Below are 24,438 nucleotides of genomic sequence, written 5' to 3' on the forward strand. Positions count from 1 at the left end.
GTCACGCATCGCGGTTCGCGACGCCCGCCGACTCGAAGCTCGCCATCTCGTTGACGAACGCCGCCGCCGCGCGCACGAGCGGCAGCGCGAGCGCGGCGCCCGTGCCCTCGCCGAGACGCAGGTCGAGCGCGAGGAGCGGCTCGCCGCCGAAGTGCTCGAGCATGCGCCGATGCCCCGCTTCGTTCGACACGTGCGAGAACACGCAGTATTCGCGCACCGCGGGCGCGAGCGCGTCGGCGACGACGAGCGCCGAGGTCGCGATGAAGCCGTCGACGAGGATCGCCATCCGCGCGCGCGCCGCTTCGAGGAACGCGCCCGCGATCATCGCGATCTCGAAGCCGCCGAACGCGGCGAGCACGTCGAGCGGCTCGACCGCGTCCGCGTGCCGCTCGAGCGCGCGCCCGAGCACCGCGCGCTTGTGCGCGAGGCCCGCGTCGTCGAGGCCCGTGCCGCGGCCGACGCACGCGTCGATCGGCACGTTCAGCAGGCGGCTCATCACGCACGCGGCCGCCGACGTGTTCGCGATCCCCATCTCGCCGAAGCCGATCACGTTGGTGCCGAGCGCCGCGTGATGCCGCACGCGCGCGGCGCCCGCGGCGAGCGCGGCGAGCGCTTCGTCGCGCGACATCGCGCGCTCGTGCGCGAAGTTGCGCGTGCCGCGCGCGATCGCGGCGCCGACGAGCTGCGGCGATTCCGGCAACGGCGACGCGACGCCCGCATCGACGATCTCGAGCGTGAGGCCCGCGACGCCCGAGAACGCATTGATCGCCGCGCCGCCCGCGACGAAGTTCGCGACCATCTGCGCGGTCACCGCCTGCGGATACGGGCTCACGCCTTCGGCGGCGATCCCGTGATCGCCGGCGAACACAATCATCACGGGACGCGCGACGCTCGGCGCGGTCGTGCGCTGGATCATGCCGAGCTGCAGCGCGAGCGCTTCGATGCGCCCGAGGCTGCCGGGCGGCTTCGTCTTGTGATCGATGACACGCGCAAGCGTCGCACGCAGTTCGGCGTCGTCGAGCGGCTCGACGGTCGGCAGGGAGAAGGTGAAAGTCATCGGTTCGTCTCCTGGATGAAATGGGTCGCGCGATGCGCGTCGATCAGGCGCTGCGGGGACGATCATGCGCATCGGGCCACGCGGGCACGAGCGCCTCGCGGCCGTCGCGCTCGATCAGCACGAGCGGGTAGCCGAACGCGCGGCTCGCGCGCTCGGGCGTGAGCACGTCGCGCACCGGGCCCGCGTGCGCGCCGCCGCGGCCGTCGAGCAACAGCGCGTGCGTCGCGAAGCGGCGCGCGAGATTCAGGTCGTGGCACGAGAAGATCGCGGTGCGCTCGCCCGCTCGCAGCCAGCCGGCGAGCGCGACGAGACAGTCGATCTGGTGATGCAGATCGAGATGCGCGAGCGGCTCGTCGAGCAACAGCAGCGGCGCGTCCTGGCACAGCGCGGCCGCGAGCGCGACGCGTTGCCGCTCGCCGCCCGACAGCGACAGCACGTCGCGCGCGGCGAACGATTCGAGCCCGAGCGCCGCGAGCGCCGCGTGCGCGGCCGCGCGGTCATCGGGGCGCTCCCAGCCCCAGCCCGTCAGATGCGGGAAGCGGGCGAGCAGCACGGTATCGAACACGCTCGCGCTGAACGCATCGTGCAGCGCCTGCGCCATCAGCGCGCGCCGCCGCGCGAGCGCTTCGGGCCGCCAGTCGGCGAGCGGCACGCCGTCCGCCTCGACGTGGCCCGCCGCCGGCTTCGCGAGCCCGGCGAGCGTCGTGATCAACGTCGTCTTGCCCGCGCCGTTCGGCCCGGCGACGCACCACAGCTCGCCCGGATGGAACGTATGCGTGAATTCGTCGAGCAGCGTGCGCGCGCCCGCCTTCAGCACGAGACGCAGCATGCCGTAGCGGGCCGAGCGCGGCGTCGGCGCGCCGTGCGTCGTCATCGCGCGGTCCTCCGCAGCAGCATCCACAGAAAAAGCGGCACGCCGATCAGCGCCGTCATCACGCCGACCGGCAACTGCGCGGGCGCGATCGCCGTGCGCGCGAGCAGGTCCGCGGCCATCACGCCCGCGCCGCCCGCGAGCATCGCGGCGGGCAGCAGCATCCGCTGATCGTTGCCGAACGCGAGCCGCAGCGCGTGCGGCACGACGAGCCCGACGAAGCCGATCGTGCCCGCCGTCGTGACGGCCGCGGCCGCCGCGAGCGACGCGATCAGATAGACGCGCAGCCGCAGCCGCGCGGCCGGCACGCCGAGCGCGGCGGCCGCTGCGTCGCCGCGCAGCAGCACGTTCAGTTGCGGCGCGACCGGCAGCGCGACGCACGCGGCCGCGGCGAGCGCCGCCAGCGCGAACCACGGCGACGCCGCGCCGCTCAGGTCGCCCGACAGCCAGAACAGGATGCCGCGCAGGCGCTCGTCGGGCGCGATCGCGAGCATCAGCGTGATGAGCGCGAACCAGCCGGCCGAGATCACGACGCCCGTGAGCAGCAACCGCGGCGACGCGTCGCGCGGCTCGCCGCGCCACAGCTCGCGGCGCGCGAGCCCGAGCACGAACGCGATCGATGCGAGCGCGCCGGCGAACGATGCGAAATCGACGATCCACCACGCGCCGCCCGCGATCATCGCGCCGAGCGCGAACGCGGCCGCGCCGCCCGACACGCCGAGCACGTAAGGCTCGGCGAGCGGATTGCGCAGCAGCACCTGCAGCAGCGCGCCGGCGAGCGCGAGGAGCGCGCCGCAGCCGAAGCCCGCGAGCGCGCGCGGCAGCCTGAGCGTGCGGACGATGTCGGCCGCGAGCGGATCGGCGCTGGCGCGATGGACGAGCGCCGCGAGCGCGTCGACGGGCGTCATCGGCACGCTGCCGAGCGTGAGCGACGCGACGAACGTCGCGCACGCGACGAGCGCGAGCGCGGCCCAGATCGCGGCCGCGCGCGCCGCATGCATGCCGGCGCCGCGCGCATCGGACCTCATGCGCCCACCCGCGCGCGGCCGCGCGAACCGCGCCGACGGCGCGGCCGGCCGTCAGCGCTGCTGCCAGCCGAGCGTGACATAGGCGCCGCGGCGCGGCGTGTTGTAGGCATAGGCAAGCTCGTAGTCCTTGTCGAACAGATTGTCGAGGCGCGCGCTCACGTACCACGACTTCGTGATGTCGTAGCGCGCGGACAGATTGACGACGCCGTATCCGCCGAGATGATCGCCGAAATCGTCGCGCGCGCCGCTCACGAGCCATTCGCCGCCGACGCGCCAGCCGCCGAACGAGCGGTTCGCCGAGATCGCCGCGAAGCGCCGCGCGCGCCGGTTCAGATCCCGGCCGGCGGTTTCATCGATCGGGTTCTGCAGCGTCGCGGCGACGCGCACGTCGGTCCTGCCGATGTGCCCCTGCCACGATCCCTCGACGCCCTGCACCTTCGCGCGGCCGACGTTCTGCGCGACATAGTACGGGCCGCTCGCGCCGGGACGATAGTCGATCAGGTTCGTGTAGCGCGTCTGGAACGCGGTGACGCGCACGACGCCCACCGCATCCGACGCATACTGCACGGCCGCCTCGACCGAATGGCTGCGCTCGGGCCGAATCGACCGGTTGCCCGCGTTCGGATAGTACAGATCGTTGAAGCTCGGCGCGCGAAACGCGCTCGAATAGCTCGCCGACACCTTCCAGCGCTCGGTGACGTCGAGCCCGTAGCCGAGATAGTAGCTGTTCGCGCCGCCGAAATCGGAGTACTGGTCGCGGCGCACATTCGCCTGGAACTGGCTGCCGCCGAGGCGGCCGGTGTAGCCGAGCCAGCCGGAATTCACGTGGCGCTCTGGCGCCGAATACCTGTTCGATTCGAACGACTGGTCGAGCCGCTCGTACCCCGCCTGGATCTTGTGGCCGCGCGCGATCGCGAAGTCGTTCTGCCACGTGTACTGGCGGTCGTCGGTATTGAAGTGATCGGTGTACGCGCCGTTCAGCGCCGACTGGTTGCGGTCCTTGCCGCTCGACACGTTCACGCGCGTCGTCCACCAGTCGGCGAGCTTGCCGTTCGCGAACGCGGACAGTTGCTGGACGCGGCTGTACAGGTCGTTCAGATCGGTCGGCGAGCCGTAGGCGTCGTCGTAGCTGTTGCGGCCGTTCGCCTGGAAGTATGTGACGCCCGCGTCCCATTTGTCGCTGAACCGGTGCCGAAGCGACGCGGAGGCGCTCTCGTTCAGATAGCCGTTCGCGTTCGGATTCGCCTGCGGCTTGCGCGCGGGATCGAGCGCCGAGAAGCCGTCGGTCTTCAGCCGCGCGAGCGACACGCTGAACGTCGTCTTGCCGTCCTCGTCGAGCCGGCCCGACGCGCCCGCGCTTTGCGTCTGCGTGTGATAGCTGCCGTAGCCCGCGGAGAAATCGAAGCGCGGCGGATGATCGCCGCCGTTCTTCGTGAACACCTGCACGACGCCGCCGATCGCGCCGGACCCGTACAGCGACGACACGTTGCCGTTCACCACTTCGACGCGATCGATCTGATCGAGCGGCAACTGACTGATCTGCGACTGGCCGAGACTCGCCGAATCGACGCGCGCGCCGTCGATCAGCACGAGCGATTGCGTCGGCTGCGCGCCGCGCAGGAAAAGGCTCGCGCTCGCGCCCGGCCCGCCGTTGCGCACGATCTGCGCGCCGGGCGCGAGCGCGAGCAGGCCGGGCAGATCGGTCGCGCCGCTGTCGGCGATGTCCTGCGCATCGAAGAGCGTCGTCTGCGGGATCGCATCGGCGAGCTTCTGCGGCCCGCGTTGCGCGGTGACGATGATCGGCGCGAGCGGCTCGGCGGATGTCGAGGATGTCGAGCGCGTCGGCGCGGCCGAAGACGCACTGGAGGCGGCGGTGGATGCGGTGGATGCGGCAGATGCCGACGCATCGCCTTGCGCGAGCGCGATGCAAGGCAGTCCGGACAGAGCGGCGAGCGCTGCGCGAACGAGAGGGGTTCGCATGAACGAAGATCCTGTTGAGTCACTGCGGCGCCCGCTTCCCCGCAGGCTCCGCATCACGGAGACGGGCACGCCCGTCTCCCCGCCTCGGCCGGTATCCGGGCTCGCGACATCACCGCCTCGCCTTCCCGCGCAATGCGCAGTGGCACGGCGCCGGCGGCCGGCCGAGGCGGCCGTGCCGGCGCATCGAGAGTGCGGCTTGCATCGAAACCGATGCGATCGCTTACCGTTGCGGGGGCAGCGCAGGTTGACTCGGTCCCGGCGGACGTCGCGCCCTGCTTCCCGTTTAACCGCGCGCGAAGCGCGCGAGCACCGAGGCGGCGCCAGTTTAGGAGTGCGCGCGCCGCAGCGTCAAGGCGCCGCGCCGACGCGGCGCAAGAAACGTCGCGCCGTCTATCGGCGAGACGATCGGCATCAACGAACGACGAAGATATTTCGCGGCGAGAAGCGGGGGTGTTACGTCTAGAAACGTTACAGATATCGGAAACTCGCCTATTCCGCGCTAAAATGCTGGGTCTTTAGAGGACGCAGCACATGCTCAACGAACTCGAAACCCTATCTCAAAACATCGGCCGCCTGATCGCGCTGAATCAACGCCATCAAACGGAACGGCTCGCGCTCGAGGAGCAGGTCGCGCAATTGCGCAGTGAAGCGCAGACGCTGCACGCGGAACTCGAGCAGTTGCGCGACGAGCGCAACGCACTCGCGGCCGAGCGCGACACGCTGTCGGCGAAAATCGACGACGCGCAAGTGAAGCTCAACGCGATCCTCGAGAAACTGCCGCGCACGAAAAGCGTGCCGGATGCGGAAAACCAGCTCGACCTGCTCGCACCGCAGGCGAACGACGAAGGCGAAAGTGCGACGGGCCACGGAGAACATGCATGAGCACGAAGCAGATCGAAGTATCGATTCTCGGCCAGTCGTATCGTCTCGCCTGCTCGGCCGAAACCGAGGCGGCGCTTCTCGAGGCGGTCGCGCGTGTCGACGCGGAAATGTCGAAGATCCGCGCGAACAGTTCGGTGCGCGGCACGGATCGCATCGCGGTGATGGCCGCGCTGTCGCTCGCGTCGGAGTTGCTCAGGCTGCAACAGAGCGTGCGTCACGGCGAGGCGTTCCCTGCGGAAGAAATCCGGCGTACAATGCGCCAAATGAATGAACAACTCGGTGCGGTGCTCGCACAGCACGAGGTGCAGTAAACAAGTTTCACCGGGTTCGGCCAATGCTTGATCTATCGCGTTCAAGCCGCTGAATCCAAAGGTGATTCGAACAGTCAAGTCAGCTTCCCTGCCTGGTTCGCCAAGGTCATATATTCCTTGAACCAATGCCATGTGCACGGTTGCGGAAATTTGTAGCACGGGCGCGCGCGTCACTCTGTCTGATGTACCCGAAGTGCTGCTAACTGCGACCAATTCTGAACCTCAGGTTCAGGATGCCGGCCTAGCGGCTAAGGCGGGGGCCTATTCGACGGCATCGGGCAAGTCCCGATGCCGTTTCCTTTTGTGCAGCCTTTTCATTGCGTCGAGTCATTGCGATCCATGCGCTACTGGCTGATGAAATCCGAACCGGACGAGGCGAGCATCGACGATCTCGCCGCCGCCCCCGACCAGACCTTGCCGTGGACCGGCGTGCGCAACTATCAGGCGCGCAACTTCATGCGCGACATGATGCAGATCGGCGACGGCGTGCTGTTCTATCATTCGAGCTGCCCCGAGCCCGGCATCGCGGGGCTCGCGCAAGTCTCGTCGACGCCCTACCCCGATCCGACGCAGTTCGATTCGCAAAGTCCGTACCACGATCCGAAGTCGACGCAAGAATCGCCGCGCTGGGTGCTCGTTGACGTGCGCTTCGTCAGGAAGTCGCCGCTCGTTCCCCTCGCCGCATTGCGCGGGCACGACGCGCTCGCGAACATGCGCGTGCTCGCGAAAGGCAACCGGCTGTCGATCACGCCCGTCACGCCGGACGAATGGCGCTTCATCACGACGCGCCTGATGAAGTGACGCGGCCGCCACGTCAAACATTGTCAGAGCCGGCGCAAGAATCCGCGCCGGCCGGAACCTCAGCCCGCCTTCGACGGCCTAATGGGCGCATCGACGGATGCAGTGCCGCGTCCGCCGGGCGTTTCTGGAGAAGCGCGGCGTCCGTCCGCGCATCGCACGCCCCCGAACGCGTGCGCGCTTACGCTCAAGGAGTCAACAATGACGAAAAAATCCGCTCTAGCCATTGCCGTCACGCTTGCGGCGGCGCTGCCGATCGCCCTCGCGCTCGCCCCGTCCGCCGCGCGCGCGCAAAGCATGGGCCAGATGCAGCCGCCCGCGGGCGTGCTGTCGCTGTCCGCACAGGCAAGCACCGACGTCCCGCAGGACGTCGTCGACATCACGCTGTTCTACGAGCAACAGGCAAAGGACCCCGGCACGCTGACCGCCGAGCTGAACAAGCGCGCGGATGCGGCGCTCGCGCAGGCGCGCGGCGTCACGGGCGTCACGGCCCGCACGGGTGAATTCTCGGTGTCGCCGAGCGTCGACCGCGACGGCAGGATCTCCGCGTGGCGCGGCCGCACCGAGGTCGTGCTCGAGTCGCACGACTTCGCAGCCGCATCGAAGCTCGCGGGCCAGTTGAGCCCGATGATGCAAGTGGGCAACGTCGCGTTCTCGCTGTCGCCCGAAGCGCAGCGCGCGGCCGAGCAGAAGCTCACGACGGAAGCGATCAAGGCGTTCCGCACGCGCGCCGAGGAAGCGACGCGCGCGTTCGGCTACAACAACTACGCGATCCGCGAAGTGAACGTCGGCAGCGGCCGCAACGTGCAGCCGTATCCGCGGATGTTCGCGATGGCCGCGCCCGCGATGGATAGCGCGAAGATGAGCGCGCCGATCGCCGTCGAAGGCGGCAAGACGACCGTGACCGTCAACGTGAACGGCTCGGTGCAGATGAAGTGACGTACTGGAAGCGGCGCGTTGGCGCGCCGTTGACAGTCGATACGAAAACGCCGGCGACGAGCCGGCGTTTTTCATCGCGCGCCCCGGACGATCAGGCCGGCTTCGCGACGCCGCCGCGCCGATACGCCCAGATCATCATCAGCACGCCCGCGACGATCATCGGCAGCGACAGCCACTGCCCCATCGACAGGCCGAACGTCAGCAGGCCGAGGAAATCGTCCGGCTCGCGCGCGAACTCCACCGTGAAGCGCGCGGCGCCGTAGCCGATCAAGAAGAGCGCCGAAATCGCGCCCATCGGCCGCGGCTTGCGCGAGAAGAACCACAGCACGAAAAAGAGCGCGATGCCTTCGAGCGCGATTTCGTACAGTTGCGACGGATGCCGCGGCAGCATCTGGTGCGACAGGAACACCTCGTTCAGATTCCACTTCGCGGCGATGTCCTGGTGCGCGGCGAGCCACGCGGCGTCGTCGCGCGACGCGCCCGGAAACAGCATCGCCCACGGCGCGTCGGGGCTCGTCACGCGGCCCCACAGCTCGCCGTTGATGAAGTTGCCGAGCCGCCCGGCCGCGAGCCCCGTCGGCACCATCGGCGCGACGAAGTCGGTCACTTCGAGCCAGTGGCGCTTGCGCTGCCACGCGAACAGCGCCATCGCCAGCGTGACGCCGAGGAAGCCGCCGTGGAACGACATCCCGCCCTCCCACACGCGGAAGATGTCGAGCGGATGCGAGAAGTAGTAGCCCGCCTTGTAGAACAGCACGTAGCCGAGCCGGCCGCCCAGCACGACGCCGAGCACGCCGTAGAACATCATGTCGTCGATGTCCTTCGCGCTCCAGCCTTGCGCGGCGACGTGCGGCAGCTTCAGGCGCAGCCGCCCGACGACGATCGCGAGGATGAAGCCGACGAGATACATGAGCCCGTACCAGCGCACGGCGAGCGGGCCGAGGTGAATCGCGACGGGATCGAAATTCGGATGAGTGATCATGAGTTAGCGTTGAAGGTTCTGAATCGATGCGGCATGCATGGGCACGTCGACCGCCACCGCGCGAACGCGTCGCGACCGCGATTCGACGCCCGCGCCGCGCGAACGTTCACGGCCGCGTCGCGCGCCTGCTCACGTCCACCCCGGCGGCCGCGTCCGGCGGCGAAGGCGAAGCGCGCCGCGCGGCGCCTCGCACGACGTCGATGAAGCCCGCGAGCACCGGACTTACGTCGTCCGTGCGCCACACGAGGCCCGTCTCGACGACGGGCGCCGGATCGGCGAGCGCGCGGTAGACGACCCCCGTGCGCCGCAGGTTACGCAGCGATTGCGGCACGAGCGCGACACCCATGCCCGCGGACACGAGGCTCACGATCGTCTGCATCTGGATCGCCTCCTGGCCGATGCGCGGCGCGACGCCCGCCGCGCCGTAGCAGCCCGTAATGATGTCATAAAAGCCGGGCGCCAGACGACGCGGGAAGATGACGAGCGGCAGCGACGCGATGTCGGCGATGCGCACGGGCGCGTCCCCCGCCGCCTCGGCGGCGTCGGCCGGCATCGCGACGACGAGCGGCTCGCGCAGCACCGGCAGATACGACAGCGACGCCGCGTGCCGCGGCGGCACGGGCGGGATCACGAGCCCCGCGTCGATGCGGCCCGCAGCGAGCTCCTCGATCTGCACGTCGCTCGTCGCCTCGGTCAGTTGCAGCCGCACGTGCGGGTGGCGCGCGCCGAACTCGCGCAACAGTTGCGGCAGCAACCCGTAGTCGGCCGTCGACACGAACGCGAGCGCGAGCGAGCCCGCCTCGCCGCGCGCAAGGCTCTGCGCGAGCGGCGGCAGCGCGTCGGCCGCGGCGATCAGCCGCCGCACGTCGGGCAGCAGCGCCGCGCCGACCGCGGTCAGCTCGACCGAGCGCTTCGTGCGCGCGAAGAGCGCGACGCCGAGCACATCCTCGAGCGCGCGGATCGCCTGAGACAGCGGCGGCTGCGTCATCGAGAGCCGCTCGGCGGCGCGGCCGAAGTGCCGCTCGTCGGCGACGGCGATGAAATAGCGCCATTGGCGCAGATCAGGGGTCAAATCAGGCTCCGCCTCGTCGTCAACACGCCAATTGATATGCGTATCGACCTAATAGACGATGAATAATATATTGGACATTCTCCAACAGAAACTGCATTCTTGCCCACCTGAGCCGGACCGCGCCGATGCAGCGCGCCGCTCGGCCCCACAGTCAACCAGTCGATGATGGAGTTCCCCATGTCGTACAACCGCCGCTCGAAGAACATCACGCAAGGCGTGGCCCGTTCGCCGAACCGCTCGATGTATTACGCGCTCGGCTATCAGAAGGAAGATTTCGACAAGCCGATGATCGGCATCGCGAACGGCCACTCGACGATCACGCCGTGCAACGCGGGCCTGCAGCGCCTGTCGGACGCCGCCGTCGCGGCCGTCAAGGACGCCGGCGCGAATCCGCAGATCTTCGGCACGCCGACGATCTCGGACGGCATGTCGATGGGCACCGAAGGGATGAAGTACTCGCTCGTGTCGCGCGAGGTGATCGCCGACTGCATCGAGACCTGCGCGCAGGGCCAGTGGATGGACGGCGTCGTCGTCGTGGGCGGCTGCGACAAGAACATGCCGGGCGGCATGATCGCGCTCGCGCGCAGCAACGTGCCGGGCATCTACGTGTACGGCGGCACGATCCGCCCCGGCCACTGGAAGGGCAAGGATCTGACGATCGTGTCGTCGTTCGAGGCGGTCGGCGAGTTCACCGCGGGGCGCATGTCGCAGGAGGATTTCGAAGGGGTCGAAAAGAACGCGTGCCCGACGACGGGCTCGTGCGGCGGCATGTACACCGCGAACACGATGAGCTCGTCGTTCGAGGCGCTCGGCATGTCGCTGCTGTACTCGTCGACGATGGCCAACCCCGATCAGGAAAAGGTCGACTCGGCGGCGGAATCGGCGCGCGTGCTCGTCGAGGCGGTGAAGCAGGACCTGAAGCCGCGCGACATCATCACGAAGCAGTCGATCGAGAACGCTGTGTCGGTGATCATGGCCACGGGCGGCTCGACGAATGCGGTGCTCCACTATCTGGCGATCGCGCACGCGGCCGAGATCGACTGGTCGATCGAAGACTTCGAGCGCATCCGCAAGCGCGTGCCGGTGATCTGCGACCTGAAGCCGTCGGGCCAGTACGTCGCGACTGATCTGCACGCGGCGGGCGGCATTCCGCAGGTGATGAAGCTCCTGCTCGACGCGGGCCTGCTGCACGGCGACTGCGTGACGATCACGGGCCGCACGATCGCCGAGGAGCTGAAGGACGTGCCGAGCGCGCCGCGCGCCGACCAGAAGGTGATCTACCCGATCGACCAGGCGCTGTACAAGGAAGGCCACCTCGCGATCCTGAAGGGCAACCTCGCCGAGGACGGCGCGGTCGCGAAGATCACCGGCCTGAAGAACCCGGTCATCACCGGCCCGGCGCGCGTATTCGACGACGAGCAGAGCGCGCTCGCCGCGATCCTCGACGACAGGATCCACGCGGGCGACGTCGTCGTGCTGCGCTACCTCGGCCCGCAAGGCGGCCCTGGGATGCCGGAGATGCTCGCGCCGACGTCGGCGATCATCGGCAAGGGCCTCGGCGAATCGGTCGGCCTCATCACGGACGGCCGCTTCTCCGGCGGCACGTGGGGGATGGTGGTCGGCCACGTCGCGCCGGAAGCGTTCGTCGGCGGCGCGATCGCGCTCGTGCAGGAAGGCGATTCGATCACGATCGACGCGCACAAGCTGCTGCTGCAGTTGAACGTCGACGACGCCGAGCTCGCACGCCGCCGCGCCGCGTGGAAGCAGCCGGCGCCGCGCTACACGCGCGGCGTGCTCGCGAAGTACGCGGCGCTCGCCCGCCCGGCGAACAAGGGCGCGGTGACGGGCTGACGCACGGCTGCGCCACAATGGCGCCACAGCGGGACGACAAAAAGCGACAAGACGAAGAAGGGGGCGCGACGTACTCGCGCCCCCTTTCCTTTTATAATGCGCGCACCGCCAAGCCGGACGCTGTGCCGGCGGAGACCAGCATGAAGAGAACGACCTTGCGCCTGATGGCAATCGCGCTCGTTGCCGCGGCCGCCCATGCGCACGCGCAGCAGGCCGACGGCCTCGCGCTCGCGCAACGCAAGAACTGCATGGCCTGCCACGCGATCGACAAGACGTTGATGGGACCGTCGTTCCACGCGATCGCCGACAAATACGCGACGCGCGGCGACGCCGCCGCCTATCTCGCGCAGACGATCGTCAAGGGCAGCGTCGGCGTGTGGGGCAACGTGCCGATGCCCGCGAACACGCAATTGACGAGCGCCGAGGCCGGCACGCTCGCGCACTGGATCCTGTCGCGCAAATAAATCATCCGCATCGACGCGCGCCGCCGATCGCGCGAGGCATCCTGTTGCGCGGGGTTGCCGATGATTGCGCGCGCAACGCGATGCCCGAGCGCCTCGCCGCTCGCCCCGCCCGTGACGGGCGACGCAACAGATGATGAGGCAAGCCGGCCGGCTTGCCGTTATGCGGTATCGCGCTGCGTGAGCGCGTTGCGGCGCGCGAGCGCCGCGCCGACTTCCTCCGTCACCCAGCCGGCGACCTCGGTCTCGAGCGTAAGCGCGACTTCGCGTGCGATCTGGCCGACGAGCCAGCCCGCATGGTCGTGCAGCGCCTCGCGGCAACGCGCCTCGATGAGGCCGCGCCCTTCCCCCGTCAGATAGTGGGTCATGCGGCTCTTCAGCCGCTCGGCGATCTGCCGCGCTTCGAGGTCCGCGGCGAACGACGGCGCGGCCTGCCCGACCTCGGGCACCGACGAAGGCAACGCAGCGGGTGGTTCGAGATCCGGCGCCGGATGCGCGGCGGGCAGATCGTCCGCATACGTCGCGCTCGCCGCATAGGCGGTCGGCAGTTCGGCGGCAAGCGGATCGGGCGCGGACACGAACGACGGCTCCGCGCGCGGCGGCACGCCCGTCTCGCCAACGGGTGGGATCGCCGCGTCACGCGCCACGGGCGCGGCCGCATCGAACTTGTCGGCCTCATGAGCTTCCTGGGCCTCATGCGCTTCATGCGCGTCGCCGGCCCGAGCCGCGGCGGCGGCCGTCTCGCCCGCCTCCGCGCGCCCGGCGACGGGCGGCCGCGCGAGCGCCGGATTGCCGGGCACGAGCACGTCGGTCAGCACGGGGATCGACGATTCGTTGGCTTCGACCACGTTATCCTCCATCCGCTCGGGCTAGCCGCCCTGCTTGTGATTGTTGAGCGCATAGCCGCGATCGCGGTAGAACCGGTACCGGTCGCGGCCGGCCGCGAGTTCGTCGGGCGTGTTGCCGACCACTTCGAGCAGGCGCTCGAAGCGCGCGAACTGCGCCGGCACCTGAACGCCCAGGTTCAGCAGGATACCGTGATGCGGCGCGCGGTCGAGATCCGCGGTCAGCACGATCGGCGTGCCCGCCGCGTGCGCGTTGTCGACCGCGCAATGCGGAATGAAATCGAGCGGCGAGAACGTCCACAAACGCTCGTCGAGCGCGCGCAGCCGCGCGGGCTCCGCGCACACGACGACGGGCCGCCCCGCCTGATACGCCTTGCGCAGCAGCCGGCACGCGTACGCGAGCGAATCGCCGACGTTCGTATGGAAATCGATCCGCGTCATCGCTCGCCGCGCCCCGCCGTGCGGTTCGTCGAACCTTGCGCCATCACGCGCCGGCGCGGTCGATCAGGAATTGCGCGAGAAGCGGCACGGGACGGCCCGTCGCGCCCTTCGCCGCGCCGCTCTTCCATGCGGTGCCCGCGATGTCGAGGTGCGCCCACGGATAGCTCTGCGCGAAGCGCGACAGGAAGCACGCAGCCGTCACGCTGCCGGCCGGCCGGCCGCCGATGTTCGCGAGATCCGCGAAGTTCGACTTCAGTTGATCCTGATACTCGTCGTCGAGCGGCAGGCGCCACGCCGGGTCGCCCGCCTCGCGCGACGCGTCGAGCAGTTCGCCCGCGAGCGCGTCGTCCGTCGAGAAGAGGCCGGTGTTGTGATGGCCGAGCGCGATGATGCACGCGCCCGTCAGCGTCGCGACGTCGACCACCGCGGCCGGCTTGAAGCGCTCCGCGTACGTGAGCGCGTCGCACAGGATGAGGCGGCCTTCCGCGTCGGTGTTGAGCACCTCGATCGTCAGGCCCTTCATGCTCGTGACGATGTCGCCCGGCTTGTTCGCGTTGCCGGCCGGCATGTTCTCGCAGGTCGGCACGATCGCGACGACGTTGATCTTCAGGCCCATTTCGGCGACCGCGCGGATCGTGCCGAGCACCGAGCCCGCGCCGCACATGTCGTACTTCATCTCGTCCATGCCCTCGCCCGGCTTCAGCGAAACGCCGCCCGAATCGAACGTGATGCCCTTGCCGACGAGCACGACGGGCGCCGCCTTCGCGGCCGCGCCCTGATACTGCAGCACGATGAACTGCGGCGGCTCGATCGAGCCCTTCGCGACCGACAGGAACGAGCCCATCTTGAGCGCCTGGATCTGCTTGAGCCCCAGCACGTCGGCTTTCAGGCCCCAGTCCTTCGCGAGCTTCTTCGCGGTGTTCGCGAGGTAGGTCGGCGTGCAGACGTTGCCCGGCAGGTTGCCGAGGTCGCGCGTCAGGTCCATTCCGTTCGCGAGCGCGACCGCCTGCTTCACGGCGACCTTCGCCGCCTTGTCGTCGGCCGGATCGACGCTGAACACGACGCGCTTGAGCGCCTGCGCGCCCGCGTCCGGCTTGCTCTTCATCTGCGTGAACTTGTACGTTTCATTGCGCAGCGCGAGAATCGCCGCGCGCACGCCCCAGTCGGACGCGCGCTCGGGCACGGGCAGTTGCGCGAGCGTGAACGTGACCTGGACCACTTTCGTGCCGATGAGCGCGCGCCATGCGGCCTTCGCCGCGTCGTTGTAGGCTTTCTGGCTGAAAGCATCCTGCTTGCCCAGGCCGACGAGCAGCACACGCGACGCGCCGATACCCGAAACTTCGTGCAAAAACAAGGTCTTGCCGAGCTTGCCGTCGATGTCGCCCGCCTTGATCACGCGCGAGACGAGGCCCTTCGTCGCTTCGTCGATGTCGAGCGCCGCGCCGGACAGGGTTTGCGCCTCGAACACGCCCAGCACGATGCAGTCGGATTTCCCCGTCAGGAAGCCCTTCGCCGCGCCTTTGCTCCAATCACAGCCTTTTATGCTAAAGTCCATCGCGCTTGTCCTCGGATAAAATCTGGGCTAAGGATGAAAGCCGCAATTATCCGCTATTTTTCCCGTGCGGCGTGAGCGCCCCCCACTCGTGCGCTGTTTCCCGCCCTCTTCGCATCAATAATGATCTTCGAACGCTCCCTCCAGCGCGAGCTGGCGTACACCGCCGGCGCCGTTTTCATGGTGCTGCTCACGATCATGCTGACGTCGATGATGATTCGCATCGTCGGCTACGCCGCGTCCGGCGAGGTGAATCCGAAGGACGTGCTGGTCCTGATCGGCCTCACCGTGATCGGCTATCTCGCGATGATCCTCGTCGGCACGCTGTTCGTGTCGATCCTGTTCGTGCTCACGCGCTGGTACAAGGATTCCGAAATGGTCGTCTGGCTCGCGTCCGGCGTGAGCCTCACGCGGCTCATCAAGCCGATCGGCGTGTTCGCGACGCCGATCGTGATCCTCATCGCCTTCTTCGCGTTCGTCGGCTGGCCGTGGTCGAACCAGCAGAGCAAGCTCATCAAGGCGCGCTTCCAGCAGCGCGACGAGGTGTCGCTCCTCGCGCCCGGCCAGTTCCGCGAATCCGCGGCGAACCACCGCGTGTTCTTCATCGAGAAGATGTCGCCCGACCAGGCGAAGGTGCAGAACGTGTTCGTCACGACGACCGAGCAAGGCAAGGTGAACGTCGTCGTGTCGCAGACGGGCCACACCGAGACGATGAAGAACGGCGACCGCTTCATCGTGCTCGAGAACGGCCGCCGCTACGACGGCGTGCCCGGCCAGCCGAACTTCAAGATCATGGAGTTCGAGCGCTACGGCGTGAAGATCCAGAGCAAGCAGATCGTGAGCCAGCCGACGACGACGGGCACGTCGACGCCCGATCTGCTGCGCAACCCGACCAACCAGAACCTCGCCGAATTCGCGTGGCGCGCCGGGCTGCCGCTCATCGCGATCAACCTGATGATCCTCGCGATCCCGCTCGCGTATCAGAACCCGCGCCGCGGGCGAACCGTGAACCTCGTGATGGCCGTGCTGATCTACCTCACCTATTCGAATCTGCTGAACGTCGTCCAATCGCAAATGGAGCGGGGCAAGATCGCCTTCGGGCTCGGGCTCGTCGGGCTGCACGTGGTCGTCGCCGGTGTCGTCGCGCTGCTGTTCTGGCTGCGCGTGCGCAACCGGCCCCTCTTCTCGCGCGCCGCGTCCGGCCGCTCGCAGGGGGCCTGACCGATGCGCCTCTACGAGAAATACTTCGCGCGGCAGATCTACGTCACGTTCATCTTCGTGCTGTTCGCGTTCTCCGGGCTCTTCTTCTTCTTCGACCTCATCAGCGAGCTGAACTCGGTCGGCCACGGCAACTACAAGTTCGGCTACGCGGTGCTGCGCGTCGCGCTGCAGGCGCCGTCGCGCTTCTATGAAATCATCCCGGTCGCCGCGCTGATCAGCGCGATCTACGTGTTCGCGCAGATGGCCGCGAACTCGGAGTTCACGATCTTCCGCGTGTCCGGCCTCGCGACGAACCAGGCGCTGCGCTCGCTCGTGAAGATCGGCGTGCCGATCGTCATCGCGACCTACCTGATCGGCGAATTCATCGGCCCGTACTCGGATCAGTTGTCCGAGCGCGTGCGGCTCGAGGCGCTCGGCTCGTCGGTGTCGACGAACTTCGCGTCGGGCGTCTGGGTGAAGGACACGCTCACCGCGCGCGACAACGGCGAGCCCGTCACGCGCTTCGTCAACGTCGGCAAGCTGTCGCCCGACTCGACGATCAGCGACGTGCGCATCTACGAATTCGATTCGAGGTTCAACCTGCAGAACGTGCGGATCGCGAAGAGCGGCCGCTATCAGCCGCCCGGCCACTGGCTGCTGACGGACGTCACCGACACGCAGCTCACGAGCCTCGCGGGCAACGGCGCGACGTCGCCCGCCGATACGCTCAGCCCCGTGTATCGCGCGCAGCAGGTCACGCTGCCGCAGTATTCGCTGCGCTCGGACCTGACGCCGCAGATCCTGTCGGTGCTGCTCGTGTCGCCCGAGCGGATGTCGCTCTTCAACCTGTTCCGCTACATCCAGCACCTGAAGGAAAACCAGCAGGACACGCAGCGCTACGACATCGCGCTGTGGCGCAAGCTGCTGTATCCGTTCGCGGTGTTCGTGATGCTCGTGCTGTCGCTGCCGTTCGCGTATCTGCATACGCGCGCGGGCGTCGTCGGCGTGAAGGTGTTCGGCGGGATCATGCTCGGCATGAGCTTCCAGCTATTCAACACGCTGTTCTCGCACATCGGCACGCTGAACACGTGGCCCGCGCCGCTCACCGCCGCGCTGCCCGGCTGCATCTACCTCGCGCTCGGCCTCTTCGCGCTGAAGTGGGTCGATCGGCACTGAGCGCGCGCACGTCATCGGAGGGCGTGATGAATCGACACGGAATCGTCCTTTTCGGCCACGGCGCGCGCGACGCGCGCTGGGCCGAGCCGTTCGAGCGCCTCGCGGCGAAGCTGCGCGCGGCGCGCGGCGCCGATGTGCCCGTCGTGCTCGCGTTTCTCGAATTGATGGAGCCGTCGCTCGTCGCGGCGGCAACCGCGCTCGCCGCACGAGGCTGCGACGCGATCACCGTGATTCCGGTGTTCTTCGGCGAGGGCGGCCACGTTCGGCGCGACCTGCCGCAACTGATCGATGCGTGCCGCGCCGCGCAGCCGGGAATCGACATCCGCTGCGCGACCGCGGTCGGCGAAGACGATGCGGTGCTCGACGCGATCGTCGCATATTGCGTGCGGGCGAGCGAGGGTCCCGCGCGTTGATCGCTCGCCGCTTGCGCGGGCCGCTCCGCTCGTGACGGCCGGCGCGGCGACATAAAAAAGACGCCGGCTCATCGCCGGCGTGTCGTTCGTTTTGCGTGTCTCGCGCGCTTTGCGTCTATCGCGCGGTTCGCTTCTTTCGTTCGTGTCTTTCCTTCGTTTCGCACCGCATCACGCGGCGCTGCGCATCCCGCGCTTGCCCCTTTCGTCGCCCGACTGCTCGTCCGCGAGCCGCTGCGCACGTTCGGCGAACGCGTCGCCGATCATCAGCAGGCTCGGCTGCGCCGGATCGAGCCACGCCTGCGCGGCGCCCGCCGCCATCTCGGCGAGCGTGAGCGTCAGCGTGCGCTCGCGCGGCGTGCTGCACGCCTCGACGATCGCCACAGGCGTCGCGCCCGCCCGCCCCGCGTCGATCAGTTGCCGCGCGATGCCGGGCGCGCTGTCGCGGCCCATGTAGTAGACGAGCGAATCCGCCCTTACCTGCTCGCGGATCTCGTCGCTGCCGGGCGCGCGGCTGTGCGTCGCGAACGCGACGCTGCGCGCGACGCCGCGCAGCGTCAGCGAGCGCCTGAGCGTCGCGGCGCCCGCGAGCGCCGCCGTGATGCCCGGCACGACCTCGTAATCGATGCCTGCTGCTTCGAGCGCGCGCATCTCCTCGTCCGCACGGCCGAACAGCATCGGATCGCCGCCCTTCAGCCGCACGACGATCGCATGCTCGCGCGCCGCGTCGACGATCTGCTTGTTGATGAAGTGCTGCGCGGTCGAGCGCTGCCCGCAGCGCTTGCCGACCGCGATCCTGCGCGCGCGCGGCGCGTAGTCGAGCATCGCGGGCTCGACGAGCGCGTCGTGCAGCACGACGTCGGCATCGGCGAGCAGGCGCGCGCCGCGCACCGTGATGAGGTCCGCCGCGCCCGGCCCTGCACCGATCAGATACACCTTACCCATTGGCATCGATCCCCTTCGTGCGCGCGTGCCCGCGGGCGCCGCCGATGCGGCGCGCGACGTCACGCGGAAAACGCACGAATCATACCCGCGGCGACCGTGTGATGGGTCGCCTCGTCGATCAGCACGAACGCGCCCGTGCCCGGATGCACGTCGTACGTGTCGCAGACGATCGGCTTTTGCAGCGTCAGCGCGACGCGGCCGATGTCGTTCATCTTCAGCTCGTGGCGATCGGTCGCGTGCGACAGCGTGTGCACGTCAAGCACCTGCTTGAGCGCGCCGATCTTCGTGAACACGGTGTTCGTCGTTTGCTTGAGCAAATACTTGCGCTGCGGCGAAAGCGGCGTCTCGTCGAACCAGCAGAGGTCCGCCTCGAGCTTCTTCGCCGGCTCGACGGGCTGCGCGCGCGGCACGAACGTATCGCCGCGCGACACGTCGACGTCCTCGGCGAGACGGATCGTCACCGCCTGCCCCGCGAACGCGCGATCGACTGCCGCCGTGCCGCCGGGCACCGGCGCGATGATCTCGGCGACCGTCGCCGCGCGGTTCGACGGCAGCACGGCGATCTCGTCGCCGACCTTCACCTCGCCCGCCTCGATACGACCCATGTAGCCGCGGAAATCGTCGGCCGAGCTGCCGTCCTGGCGCGCGACCCATTGCACCGGGAAGCGCAGCGCGTCATGCGCCTGCGCCTCGACGGGCAGCGTCTCGAGCACGTTCAGGAGCGGCTCGCCCGCGTACCACGGCATCCGCTCGCTCGCCGCGACGATGTTGTCGCCCTTCAGCGCCGACACCGGCACGAAGCGCACGTCGGCCAGGCCGAGCTGCTGCGCTAGCTTCACGTATGCGTCGCGGATCTCGTTGAAGCGGGCCTCGCTGTAGTCGACGAGATCCATCTTGTTGATCGCGACGATCACGTGCTGCAGATCGAGCAGCTTGACGATCGCGCTGTGGCGCTTCGTCTGCGGCAGCAGTTGCGCGGCGCCGTCTTCGAACGTCACGCGCGTCGCGTCGATCAGGATGATCGCCGCGTGCGCGGTCGACGCGCCCGTCACCATGTTGCGCGTGTACTGTTCGTGGCCCGGCGTGTCGGCGATGATGAACTTGCGCTTCGCGGTCGCGAAGTAGCGGTACGCGACATCGATCGTGATGCCCTGCTCGCGCTCGGCCTCGAGGCCGTCGGTGAGCAGCGCGAGGTCGAGCTCGTCGCCCACCGTGCGCTTGTTCTTCGCGCGCGACAGCGCGGAAAGCTGGTCGGACAGCACCGCCTTGCTGTCGTACAGCAGCCGCCCGATCAGCGTGCTCTTGCCGTCGTCGACGCTGCCCGCCGTGATGAACCGCAGTACGCCGAGGTCTTCGTTGTTCTCGATGATGCTCATGATGGATGTGTCCTCGCGTGCGTCAGAAATAGCCCTGCTTCTTGCGCTGCTCCATCGCGGCCTCCGACGCCTGGTCGTCCATCCGCGTCGCGCCGCGCTCCGTGATCTCCGTCACCGCCGTCTCCGCGATGATCTTCTCCACGTCGTCAGCGTCGCTCTCGACCGGGCATGTGCACGAGATGTCGCCCACCGTGCGGAACCGCACGAGCGCCTCTTCGCTCGTCTCGCCCTCGCGCATCGGCGTGAGCGGCGTGACGGGCACGAGCAGGCCGTTGCGGCGCACGATCTCGCGGCGGTGCGCGTAGTAGATCGCCGGCAGTTCGAGCTGCTCGCGCGCGATGTACTGCCACACGTCGAGCTCCGTCCAGTTCGAGATCGGGAACACGCGCAAGTGCTCGCCCTGGTGCAGCCGCGCGTTGTACAGGCTCCACAGCTCCGGGCGCTGCGCCTTCGGGTCCCACTGGCCGAATTCGTCGCGAAACGAGAAGATCCGCTCCTTCGCGCGCGCCTTCTCTTCGTCGCGCCGCGCGCCGCCGATCATCGCGGTGTAGCCGTGCTGCTCGATCGTTTCGAGCAGCGTGACGGCCTGCGCGGCGTTGCGCGAATCCGTCTCGCGGCGCAGCACCACGGTGCCGCGCGCAATCGAATCCTCGACGTGGCCGACGACGAGCTCCGCGCCGATCTCCTTCGCGCGGCGGTCGCGGAAGTCGATCACCTCGTCGTAGTTGTGGCCCGTGTCGATGTGCACGAGCGGAAACGGCAGCGCCGTCTTGCGGTTCGCGCCGAGCCCGAACGCCTTGAGCGCGAGATGCAGCACGACGACCGAATCCTTGCCGCCCGAGAACAGCAGCGCCGGCTTGCTGCACTCGGCGACGAGCTCGCGCAGGATGTGGATCGACTCGGCCTCGAGCCAGTCGAGATGGCCCATCCGGCTCGTCGACGCGCCGGCGGACGGGGCAAAAGCGGATTGTTCGAGCGTCGTGCTCATGATTACGGTCCTTGTCTGGGTTCGTGCCGCCGGGCTGGCCGGCGGCGCAATCTGACTATCTTATTATGCGGCGGCCGCCTCAGGCGGAAGCCGATTCGGCTCCGGCCGACGGCACCGGCGTGATCGCGATGTGCAGCCCGCACTCCTTCGTGTCGCGCGACTCCCACCACCAGCGGCCCGCGCGGCTGTCCTCGCCGGGACGGATCGCGCGCGTGCACGGCTCGCAGCCGATGCTCGGATAGCCGCGCGCGTGCAGCGGATTGACGGGCACGTCGAACGCCTTCAGGTAAGCCCACACGTCGCGTTCGGTCCAGTCGGCGAGCGGGTTGTACTTCGCGATCCCGCGCGCGGCGTCGTGCTCCTCTTCGTGGAGCTCCGCGCGCGTGACCGACTGCTCGCGCCGCTGGCCCGTCACCCATGCGTCGACGCCCGCGAGCGCGCGGTTCAGCGGCTCGACCTTGCGGATCTCGCAGCAGCGCTTGCGCAGCTCGACGCTCTCGTAGAACGCGTTCAGGCCGTGCTCGGCGACGTACGCGTCGACCGCGTCCTGCCGGGGGTGGAACTGCTCGATTTCGTAGCCGTAGCGCTCGCGCACGCGCTCGATCATGCCGAGCGTCTCCGTATGCAAGCGGCCGGTATTCAGCGAGAAGATGCCGATCGCGACGCCCTTCGACAGGATCGCATGCGTAATCAGCATATCTTCCGCCGCGAGGCTGCTCGCGAGCTTGACCTTCGGATGACGGCCGGCGATTTGCGCGAGCAGCGCGTCGAGCCGCCCGATCTTGCCGGCGAGCGCCGGGGTCAGCGTCGTTGCGTCGGCGGCGCTCATGCGTTCACCTTCGTTTCGGCCGCCGCCGCGCGGCGGCGGAACAGCGGCGCCGGCTCGTCGAACGCGCCCTGGTAGCGCTGCGAGAACTCGCCGAACGCGTTCAGCGCGTCGCGGATGTCCTTGTCCGCGCGCACCGCGAACGCATCGAAGCCGCAGCGCGACAGGTAAAGGAGCTGGTCGCGCAGCACGTCGCCGATCGCGCGCAGCTCGCCCGTCCAGCCGTGGCGCTCGCGCAGCAGGCGCGCGATGCTGTAGCCGCGGCCATCCGCGAAGCGCGGGAATTCGACGCCGATCACCGCGATGCGGCCGAAATCGGCCACGAGGTCGGCGGGTTCGCTGTCGGGCGCGAGCCACACGCCGAGTTCGTCCTTCGTCTTCGCGGCGACGAGCGCGTCGCGCGCCTCCAGCCACAGCGCGAGCGGCACGAGCACCTTGCCGGCCGGCAGCGCGTCGAGTGCGGGCAGCGCGCCGTCTTCGGCCGCGCGCACGACTTGCCATGCGTCGTCGACCACTTCGCGATTCTTGATAATCAAAGCCATCTGCTGATTCCTCTGCGCTGGGTTACGCGTGCGCGGTCTGGCGCGCCGCGTAGACGCGCGCCTTGAACGGCGCGATGCCGATGCGCTCGTACGTGTCGATAAAGCGCTCGCCGTCGATGCGCGCATCGACGAACGTGTCGATCAGCTTCGAGATCACGTCGGGCACCTCCTCCGCGGAGAACGACGGGCCGATCACGCGGCCGAGGCGCGCGCCGCCCGCGCCCGTGCCCTGCTCGCCGCCGAGCGACACCTGATACCACTCGGCGCCGTCCTTGTCGACGCCGAGAATGCCGATGTTGCCGACGTGGTGGTGTCCGCACGAGTTCATGCAGCCCGAGATGTTGAGCGACACGTCGCCCAGGTCGTGCACGTAGTCGAGATCGTCGAAGCGCTGCTGGATCGCGAGCGCGATCGGGATCGACTTCGCGTTCGCGAGCGAGCAGAAGTCGCCGCCCGGGCACGCGATGATGTCGGTCAGGAGGCCCACGTTCGGCGTCGCGAAGCCGGCCGCCTTCGCCTTTTCCCACACGGCGAACAGATCGCGCTTCTTCACGTTCGCGAGAATCAGGTTCTGCTCGTGCGACACGCGCAGCTCGCCGAACGAGTACGCGTCGGCCCAGTCGGCCACCTGCTCCATCTGCTCGGCGCTCGCGTCGCCGGGCGCCACGCGGTGATTCTTCAGCGACAGCGTGACGGCCGCGTACCCCGGCACCTTGTGCGGCGCGACGTTGCGCTCGACCCAGCGCGCGAACGCGCGGTTCTCGAGCAGATGCTGCTCGAACGGCGCGTCGGTGTCGGCGAGCTTTTCGTAGACGGGCGGCAGGAAGTACTGGGACACGCGGTCGAGTTCGGCCTGCGTGAGCGTCGACGGGCCGTCCTTCAAGTGCTGCCATTCCTCTTCGACCTGCTGCGAGAACTTCGCGGGCGACAGCGCCTTCACGAGGATCTTGATCCGCGCCTTGTACAGGTTGTCGCGGCGGCCGTAACGGTTGTAGACGCGCAGCACCGCCTCGCAATACGTGATGAGGTGCTGCCACGGCAGGTTTTCGCGGATGATCGCGCCGACGATCGGCGTGCGGCCGAGGCCGCCGCCCGCGAGGATGCTCGCGACCACTTCGCCCGCCTCGTTCTTCTTCAGGTAGACGCCGAGATCGTGGATCTGCACGGCCGCGCGATCGGCCTTCGAGCCGGACACGGCGATCTTGAACTTGCGCGGCAGCCACGCGAATTCGGGATGGAACGTCGACCATTGGCGCAGGATCTCGGCCCACGGGCGCGGATCGATCTCCTCGTCCTGAGCCACGCCCGCGAACTGGTCGGCGGTGATGTTGCGGATGCAGTTGCCCGACGTCTGGATCGCGTGCATCTGCACGGACGCGAGCTTCGCGAGAATCTCGGGCGTTTCCTCGAGCTTCACCCAGTTGAACTGGATGTTCGTGCGCGTCGAGAAGTGGCCGTAGCCGCGGTCGTGCTCGCGCGCGATGCGGGCGAGCATGCGCAACTGGCTGCTGCGGAGATTGCCGTAGGGAATCGCGATGCGGTGCATGTACGCGTGGCGCTGCATGTACAGGCCGTTCTGCAGCCGCAGCGGACGGAACTCGTCCTCGCTCAATTCGCCGGACAAGCGGCGGCGGACCTGGTCGCGGTACTGCGCGACGCGCTCGTCGACGATCGTCTGATCGTATTGGTCGTACTGGTACATTCGGGGACCCCAGGGTTTGCTCGATATGACCGCGCGACGTCCTAGCCACGCCGCGCCCGAATCCTGCACCGTCCGCGCCGAGCCGGCCATCCGCCCGGCCGGTCATTTGCAAATGACGATTACAGATATCCATATTTGAAAAACACGGGGCAATCGTAATAAACTCCCCTTATATTTCAAACGACTAAAAAATTCTGTTGATA

The 24,438-nt window shown here is 68.4% G+C and carries 24 protein-coding genes, 1 other RNA gene and 1 riboswitch; of the genes, 10 read left to right on the plus strand and 15 right to left on the minus strand.

Features of this window, described 5'->3' with window-relative positions; translation table 11 throughout:
* Position 1: 1 nt before the first annotated feature.
* From cobT to WT16_RS04305, 4 genes are all read right to left on the minus strand, one after another.
* Complete coding sequence (gene cobT / locus WT16_RS04290) at positions 2-1,057, minus strand: nicotinate-nucleotide--dimethylbenzimidazole phosphoribosyltransferase (protein WP_006024879.1); 1,056 nt, start codon at positions 1,055-1,057, stop codon at positions 2-4.
* Between the two features lie 43 nt (positions 1,058-1,100).
* The gene (locus tag WT16_RS04295; RefSeq protein ID WP_063533051.1) at positions 1,101-1,931 is read right to left on the minus strand and encodes an ABC transporter ATP-binding protein; all 831 of its coding nucleotides are present in this window, start codon (positions 1,929-1,931) and stop codon (positions 1,101-1,103) included.
* On the minus strand, positions 1,928-2,929 hold the full coding sequence (locus WT16_RS04300) for an iron ABC transporter permease (protein ID WP_015601725.1): 1,002 nt from the start codon (positions 2,927-2,929) through the stop codon (positions 1,928-1,930). Before WT16_RS04300 ends, WT16_RS04295 begins: the two co-directional genes overlap by 4 nt.
* 78 nt (positions 2,930-3,007) lie before the next feature.
* Positions 3,008-4,936 carry a TonB-dependent receptor gene (locus WT16_RS04305; protein WP_063532775.1) on the minus strand — a complete coding sequence of 643 codons (1,929 nt, stop codon included), beginning with the start codon at positions 4,934-4,936 and terminating at the stop codon, positions 3,008-3,010.
* 68 nt (positions 4,937-5,004) lie between these two features.
* Positions 5,005-5,265, minus strand: a riboswitch (cobalamin riboswitch).
* A gap of 202 nt (positions 5,266-5,467) precedes the next feature.
* Here WT16_RS04305 and WT16_RS04310 point away from each other — a divergent pair.
* The 5 genes from WT16_RS04310 to WT16_RS04330 all read left to right on the plus strand — a co-directional run bounded on the left by WT16_RS04310 (position 5,468) and on the right by WT16_RS04330 (position 7,866).
* Complete coding sequence (locus WT16_RS04310) at positions 5,468-5,818, plus strand: hypothetical protein (protein WP_006024875.1); 351 nt, start codon at positions 5,468-5,470, stop codon at positions 5,816-5,818.
* Positions 5,815-6,129 (plus strand): cell division protein ZapA, encoded by a 315-nt coding sequence (locus WT16_RS04315; RefSeq protein WP_006024874.1) that lies wholly within the window; start codon positions 5,815-5,817, stop codon positions 6,127-6,129. The genes WT16_RS04310 and WT16_RS04315 overlap by 4 nt, the downstream gene beginning before the upstream one ends.
* 82 nt (positions 6,130-6,211) lie before the next feature.
* Positions 6,212-6,393, plus strand: a non-coding RNA gene (gene ssrS / locus WT16_RS04320) — 6S RNA.
* Positions 6,394-6,468: 75 nt separating this feature from the next.
* A complete protein-coding gene (locus tag WT16_RS04325; protein ID WP_015602326.1) occupies positions 6,469-6,930 on the plus strand; it encodes an EVE domain-containing protein in 462 nt (153 codons plus the stop codon).
* A gap of 198 nt (positions 6,931-7,128) precedes the next feature.
* The gene (locus WT16_RS04330; protein WP_015600668.1) at positions 7,129-7,866 is read left to right on the plus strand and encodes an SIMPL domain-containing protein; all 738 of its coding nucleotides are present in this window, start codon (positions 7,129-7,131) and stop codon (positions 7,864-7,866) included.
* Between the two features lie 91 nt (positions 7,867-7,957).
* Here the strand turns inward: WT16_RS04330 and lgt are convergent, their stop codons facing one another.
* Positions 7,958-8,848: a prolipoprotein diacylglyceryl transferase gene (lgt, locus tag WT16_RS04335; RefSeq protein ID WP_063532776.1), complete on the minus strand. Its 891-nt coding sequence runs from the start codon at positions 8,846-8,848 to the stop codon at positions 7,958-7,960.
* A 106-nt stretch (positions 8,849-8,954) separates the two neighbouring features.
* Complete coding sequence (locus WT16_RS04340; RefSeq protein WP_063532777.1) at positions 8,955-9,920, minus strand: LysR substrate-binding domain-containing protein; 966 nt, start codon at positions 9,918-9,920, stop codon at positions 8,955-8,957.
* 177 nt (positions 9,921-10,097) lie between these two features.
* On the opposite strand from WT16_RS04340, the gene ilvD reads away from it, so the two are divergent.
* On the plus strand, positions 10,098-11,771 hold the full coding sequence (gene ilvD, locus WT16_RS04345) for a dihydroxy-acid dehydratase (protein WP_006024869.1): 1,674 nt from the start codon (positions 10,098-10,100) through the stop codon (positions 11,769-11,771).
* 140 nt (positions 11,772-11,911) lie between these two features.
* A complete protein-coding gene (locus tag WT16_RS04350) occupies positions 11,912-12,235 on the plus strand; it encodes a c-type cytochrome (RefSeq protein WP_015600121.1) in 324 nt (107 codons plus the stop codon).
* 158 nt (positions 12,236-12,393) lie between these two features.
* Here the strand turns inward: WT16_RS04350 and WT16_RS04355 are convergent, their stop codons facing one another.
* The 3 genes from WT16_RS04355 to WT16_RS04365 are packed head-to-tail and all read right to left on the minus strand — an operon-like array spanning position 12,394 to position 15,073.
* Complete coding sequence (locus WT16_RS04355) at positions 12,394-13,080, minus strand: DUF2486 family protein (protein WP_063533052.1); 687 nt, start codon at positions 13,078-13,080, stop codon at positions 12,394-12,396.
* A 21-nt stretch (positions 13,081-13,101) separates the two neighbouring features.
* Positions 13,102-13,518 carry a DNA polymerase III subunit chi gene (locus tag WT16_RS04360; protein ID WP_015601311.1) on the minus strand — a complete coding sequence of 139 codons (417 nt, stop codon included), beginning with the start codon at positions 13,516-13,518 and terminating at the stop codon, positions 13,102-13,104.
* A 43-nt stretch (positions 13,519-13,561) separates the two neighbouring features.
* Positions 13,562-15,073, minus strand: coding sequence for a leucyl aminopeptidase (locus WT16_RS04365; RefSeq protein ID WP_063532778.1), 1,512 nt, complete (start codon positions 15,071-15,073; stop codon positions 13,562-13,564).
* A gap of 120 nt (positions 15,074-15,193) precedes the next feature.
* Here WT16_RS04365 and lptF point away from each other — a divergent pair, with 120 nt between their 5' ends.
* From lptF to WT16_RS04380, 3 genes are read left to right on the plus strand one after another with little or no spacing between them, the layout of a single operon-like run.
* Positions 15,194-16,291 carry an LPS export ABC transporter permease LptF gene (gene lptF / locus WT16_RS04370; RefSeq protein ID WP_006024864.1) on the plus strand — a complete coding sequence of 366 codons (1,098 nt, stop codon included), beginning with the start codon at positions 15,194-15,196 and terminating at the stop codon, positions 16,289-16,291.
* Between the two features lie 3 nt (positions 16,292-16,294).
* Positions 16,295-17,446 (plus strand): LPS export ABC transporter permease LptG, encoded by a 1,152-nt coding sequence (gene lptG / locus WT16_RS04375; protein ID WP_006024863.1) that lies wholly within the window; start codon positions 16,295-16,297, stop codon positions 17,444-17,446.
* Between the two features lie 26 nt (positions 17,447-17,472).
* Positions 17,473-17,859: a CbiX/SirB N-terminal domain-containing protein gene (locus WT16_RS04380; protein ID WP_063533053.1), complete on the plus strand. Its 387-nt coding sequence runs from the start codon at positions 17,473-17,475 to the stop codon at positions 17,857-17,859.
* A gap of 168 nt (positions 17,860-18,027) precedes the next feature.
* Here WT16_RS04380 and cobA read toward each other — a convergent pair whose 3' ends face one another.
* From cobA to WT16_RS04410, 6 genes are all read right to left on the minus strand, one after another.
* Positions 18,028-18,801 (minus strand): uroporphyrinogen-III C-methyltransferase, encoded by a 774-nt coding sequence (cobA, locus tag WT16_RS04385; RefSeq protein ID WP_059932107.1) that lies wholly within the window; start codon positions 18,799-18,801, stop codon positions 18,028-18,030.
* 59 nt (positions 18,802-18,860) lie between these two features.
* Positions 18,861-20,177: a GTP-binding protein gene (locus tag WT16_RS04390; RefSeq protein WP_063532779.1), complete on the minus strand. Its 1,317-nt coding sequence runs from the start codon at positions 20,175-20,177 to the stop codon at positions 18,861-18,863.
* 22 nt (positions 20,178-20,199) lie between these two features.
* On the minus strand, positions 20,200-21,165 hold the full coding sequence (gene cysD, locus WT16_RS04395; RefSeq protein WP_063532780.1) for a sulfate adenylyltransferase subunit CysD: 966 nt from the start codon (positions 21,163-21,165) through the stop codon (positions 20,200-20,202).
* A gap of 79 nt (positions 21,166-21,244) precedes the next feature.
* Entirely contained in the window at positions 21,245-21,994 is a 750-nt protein-coding gene (locus WT16_RS04400) for a phosphoadenylyl-sulfate reductase (protein WP_059932103.1), read from the minus strand.
* A complete protein-coding gene (locus WT16_RS04405) occupies positions 21,991-22,533 on the minus strand; it encodes a DUF934 domain-containing protein (RefSeq protein ID WP_063532781.1) in 543 nt (180 codons plus the stop codon). Before WT16_RS04405 ends, WT16_RS04400 begins: the two co-directional genes overlap by 4 nt.
* 22 nt (positions 22,534-22,555) lie before the next feature.
* Positions 22,556-24,235 (minus strand): nitrite/sulfite reductase, encoded by a 1,680-nt coding sequence (locus WT16_RS04410; RefSeq protein WP_006024856.1) that lies wholly within the window; start codon positions 24,233-24,235, stop codon positions 22,556-22,558.
* Positions 24,236-24,438 lie beyond the last annotated feature (203 nt).

It is taken from the genome of Burkholderia sp. MSMB1589WGS (assembly GCF_001636105.1).
Lineage (GTDB): Bacteria > Pseudomonadota > Gammaproteobacteria > Burkholderiales > Burkholderiaceae > Burkholderia > Burkholderia humptydooensis.

Bases quoted from the DNA above. Each gene is read 5' to 3' on its own strand.
- cobT (WP_006024879.1), bottom strand. From the start codon at position 1,057: ATGACTTTCACCTTCTCCCTGCCGACCGTCGAGCCGCTCGACGACGCC.
- WT16_RS04295 (WP_063533051.1), bottom strand. From the start codon at position 1,931: ATGACGACGCACGGCGCGCCGACGCCGCGCTCGGCCCGCTACGGCATG.
- WT16_RS04300 (WP_015601725.1), bottom strand. From the start codon at position 2,929: ATGCATGCGGCGCGCGCGGCCGCGATCTGGGCCGCGCTCGCGCTCGTC.
- WT16_RS04305 (WP_063532775.1), bottom strand. From the start codon at position 4,936: ATGCGAACCCCTCTCGTTCGCGCAGCGCTCGCCGCTCTGTCCGGACTG.
- WT16_RS04310 (WP_006024875.1), top strand. From the start codon at position 5,468: ATGCTCAACGAACTCGAAACCCTATCTCAAAACATCGGCCGCCTGATC.
- WT16_RS04315 (WP_006024874.1), top strand. From the start codon at position 5,815: ATGAGCACGAAGCAGATCGAAGTATCGATTCTCGGCCAGTCGTATCGT.
- WT16_RS04325 (WP_015602326.1), top strand. From the start codon at position 6,469: ATGCGCTACTGGCTGATGAAATCCGAACCGGACGAGGCGAGCATCGAC.
- WT16_RS04330 (WP_015600668.1), top strand. From the start codon at position 7,129: ATGACGAAAAAATCCGCTCTAGCCATTGCCGTCACGCTTGCGGCGGCG.
- lgt (WP_063532776.1), bottom strand. From the start codon at position 8,848: ATGATCACTCATCCGAATTTCGATCCCGTCGCGATTCACCTCGGCCCG.
- ilvD (WP_006024869.1), top strand. From the start codon at position 10,098: ATGTCGTACAACCGCCGCTCGAAGAACATCACGCAAGGCGTGGCCCGT.
- WT16_RS04350 (WP_015600121.1), top strand. From the start codon at position 11,912: ATGAAGAGAACGACCTTGCGCCTGATGGCAATCGCGCTCGTTGCCGCG.
- WT16_RS04360 (WP_015601311.1), bottom strand. From the start codon at position 13,518: ATGACGCGGATCGATTTCCATACGAACGTCGGCGATTCGCTCGCGTAC.
- WT16_RS04365 (WP_063532778.1), bottom strand. From the start codon at position 15,073: ATGGACTTTAGCATAAAAGGCTGTGATTGGAGCAAAGGCGCGGCGAAG.
- lptF (WP_006024864.1), top strand. From the start codon at position 15,194: ATGATCTTCGAACGCTCCCTCCAGCGCGAGCTGGCGTACACCGCCGGC.
- lptG (WP_006024863.1), top strand. From the start codon at position 16,295: ATGCGCCTCTACGAGAAATACTTCGCGCGGCAGATCTACGTCACGTTC.
- WT16_RS04380 (WP_063533053.1), top strand. From the start codon at position 17,473: ATGAATCGACACGGAATCGTCCTTTTCGGCCACGGCGCGCGCGACGCG.
- cobA (WP_059932107.1), bottom strand. From the start codon at position 18,801: ATGGGTAAGGTGTATCTGATCGGTGCAGGGCCGGGCGCGGCGGACCTC.
- WT16_RS04390 (WP_063532779.1), bottom strand. From the start codon at position 20,177: ATGAGCATCATCGAGAACAACGAAGACCTCGGCGTACTGCGGTTCATC.
- cysD (WP_063532780.1), bottom strand. From the start codon at position 21,165: ATGAGCACGACGCTCGAACAATCCGCTTTTGCCCCGTCCGCCGGCGCG.
- WT16_RS04400 (WP_059932103.1), bottom strand. From the start codon at position 21,994: ATGAGCGCCGCCGACGCAACGACGCTGACCCCGGCGCTCGCCGGCAAG.
- WT16_RS04405 (WP_063532781.1), bottom strand. From the start codon at position 22,533: ATGGCTTTGATTATCAAGAATCGCGAAGTGGTCGACGACGCATGGCAA.
- WT16_RS04410 (WP_006024856.1), bottom strand. From the start codon at position 24,235: ATGTACCAGTACGACCAATACGATCAGACGATCGTCGACGAGCGCGTC.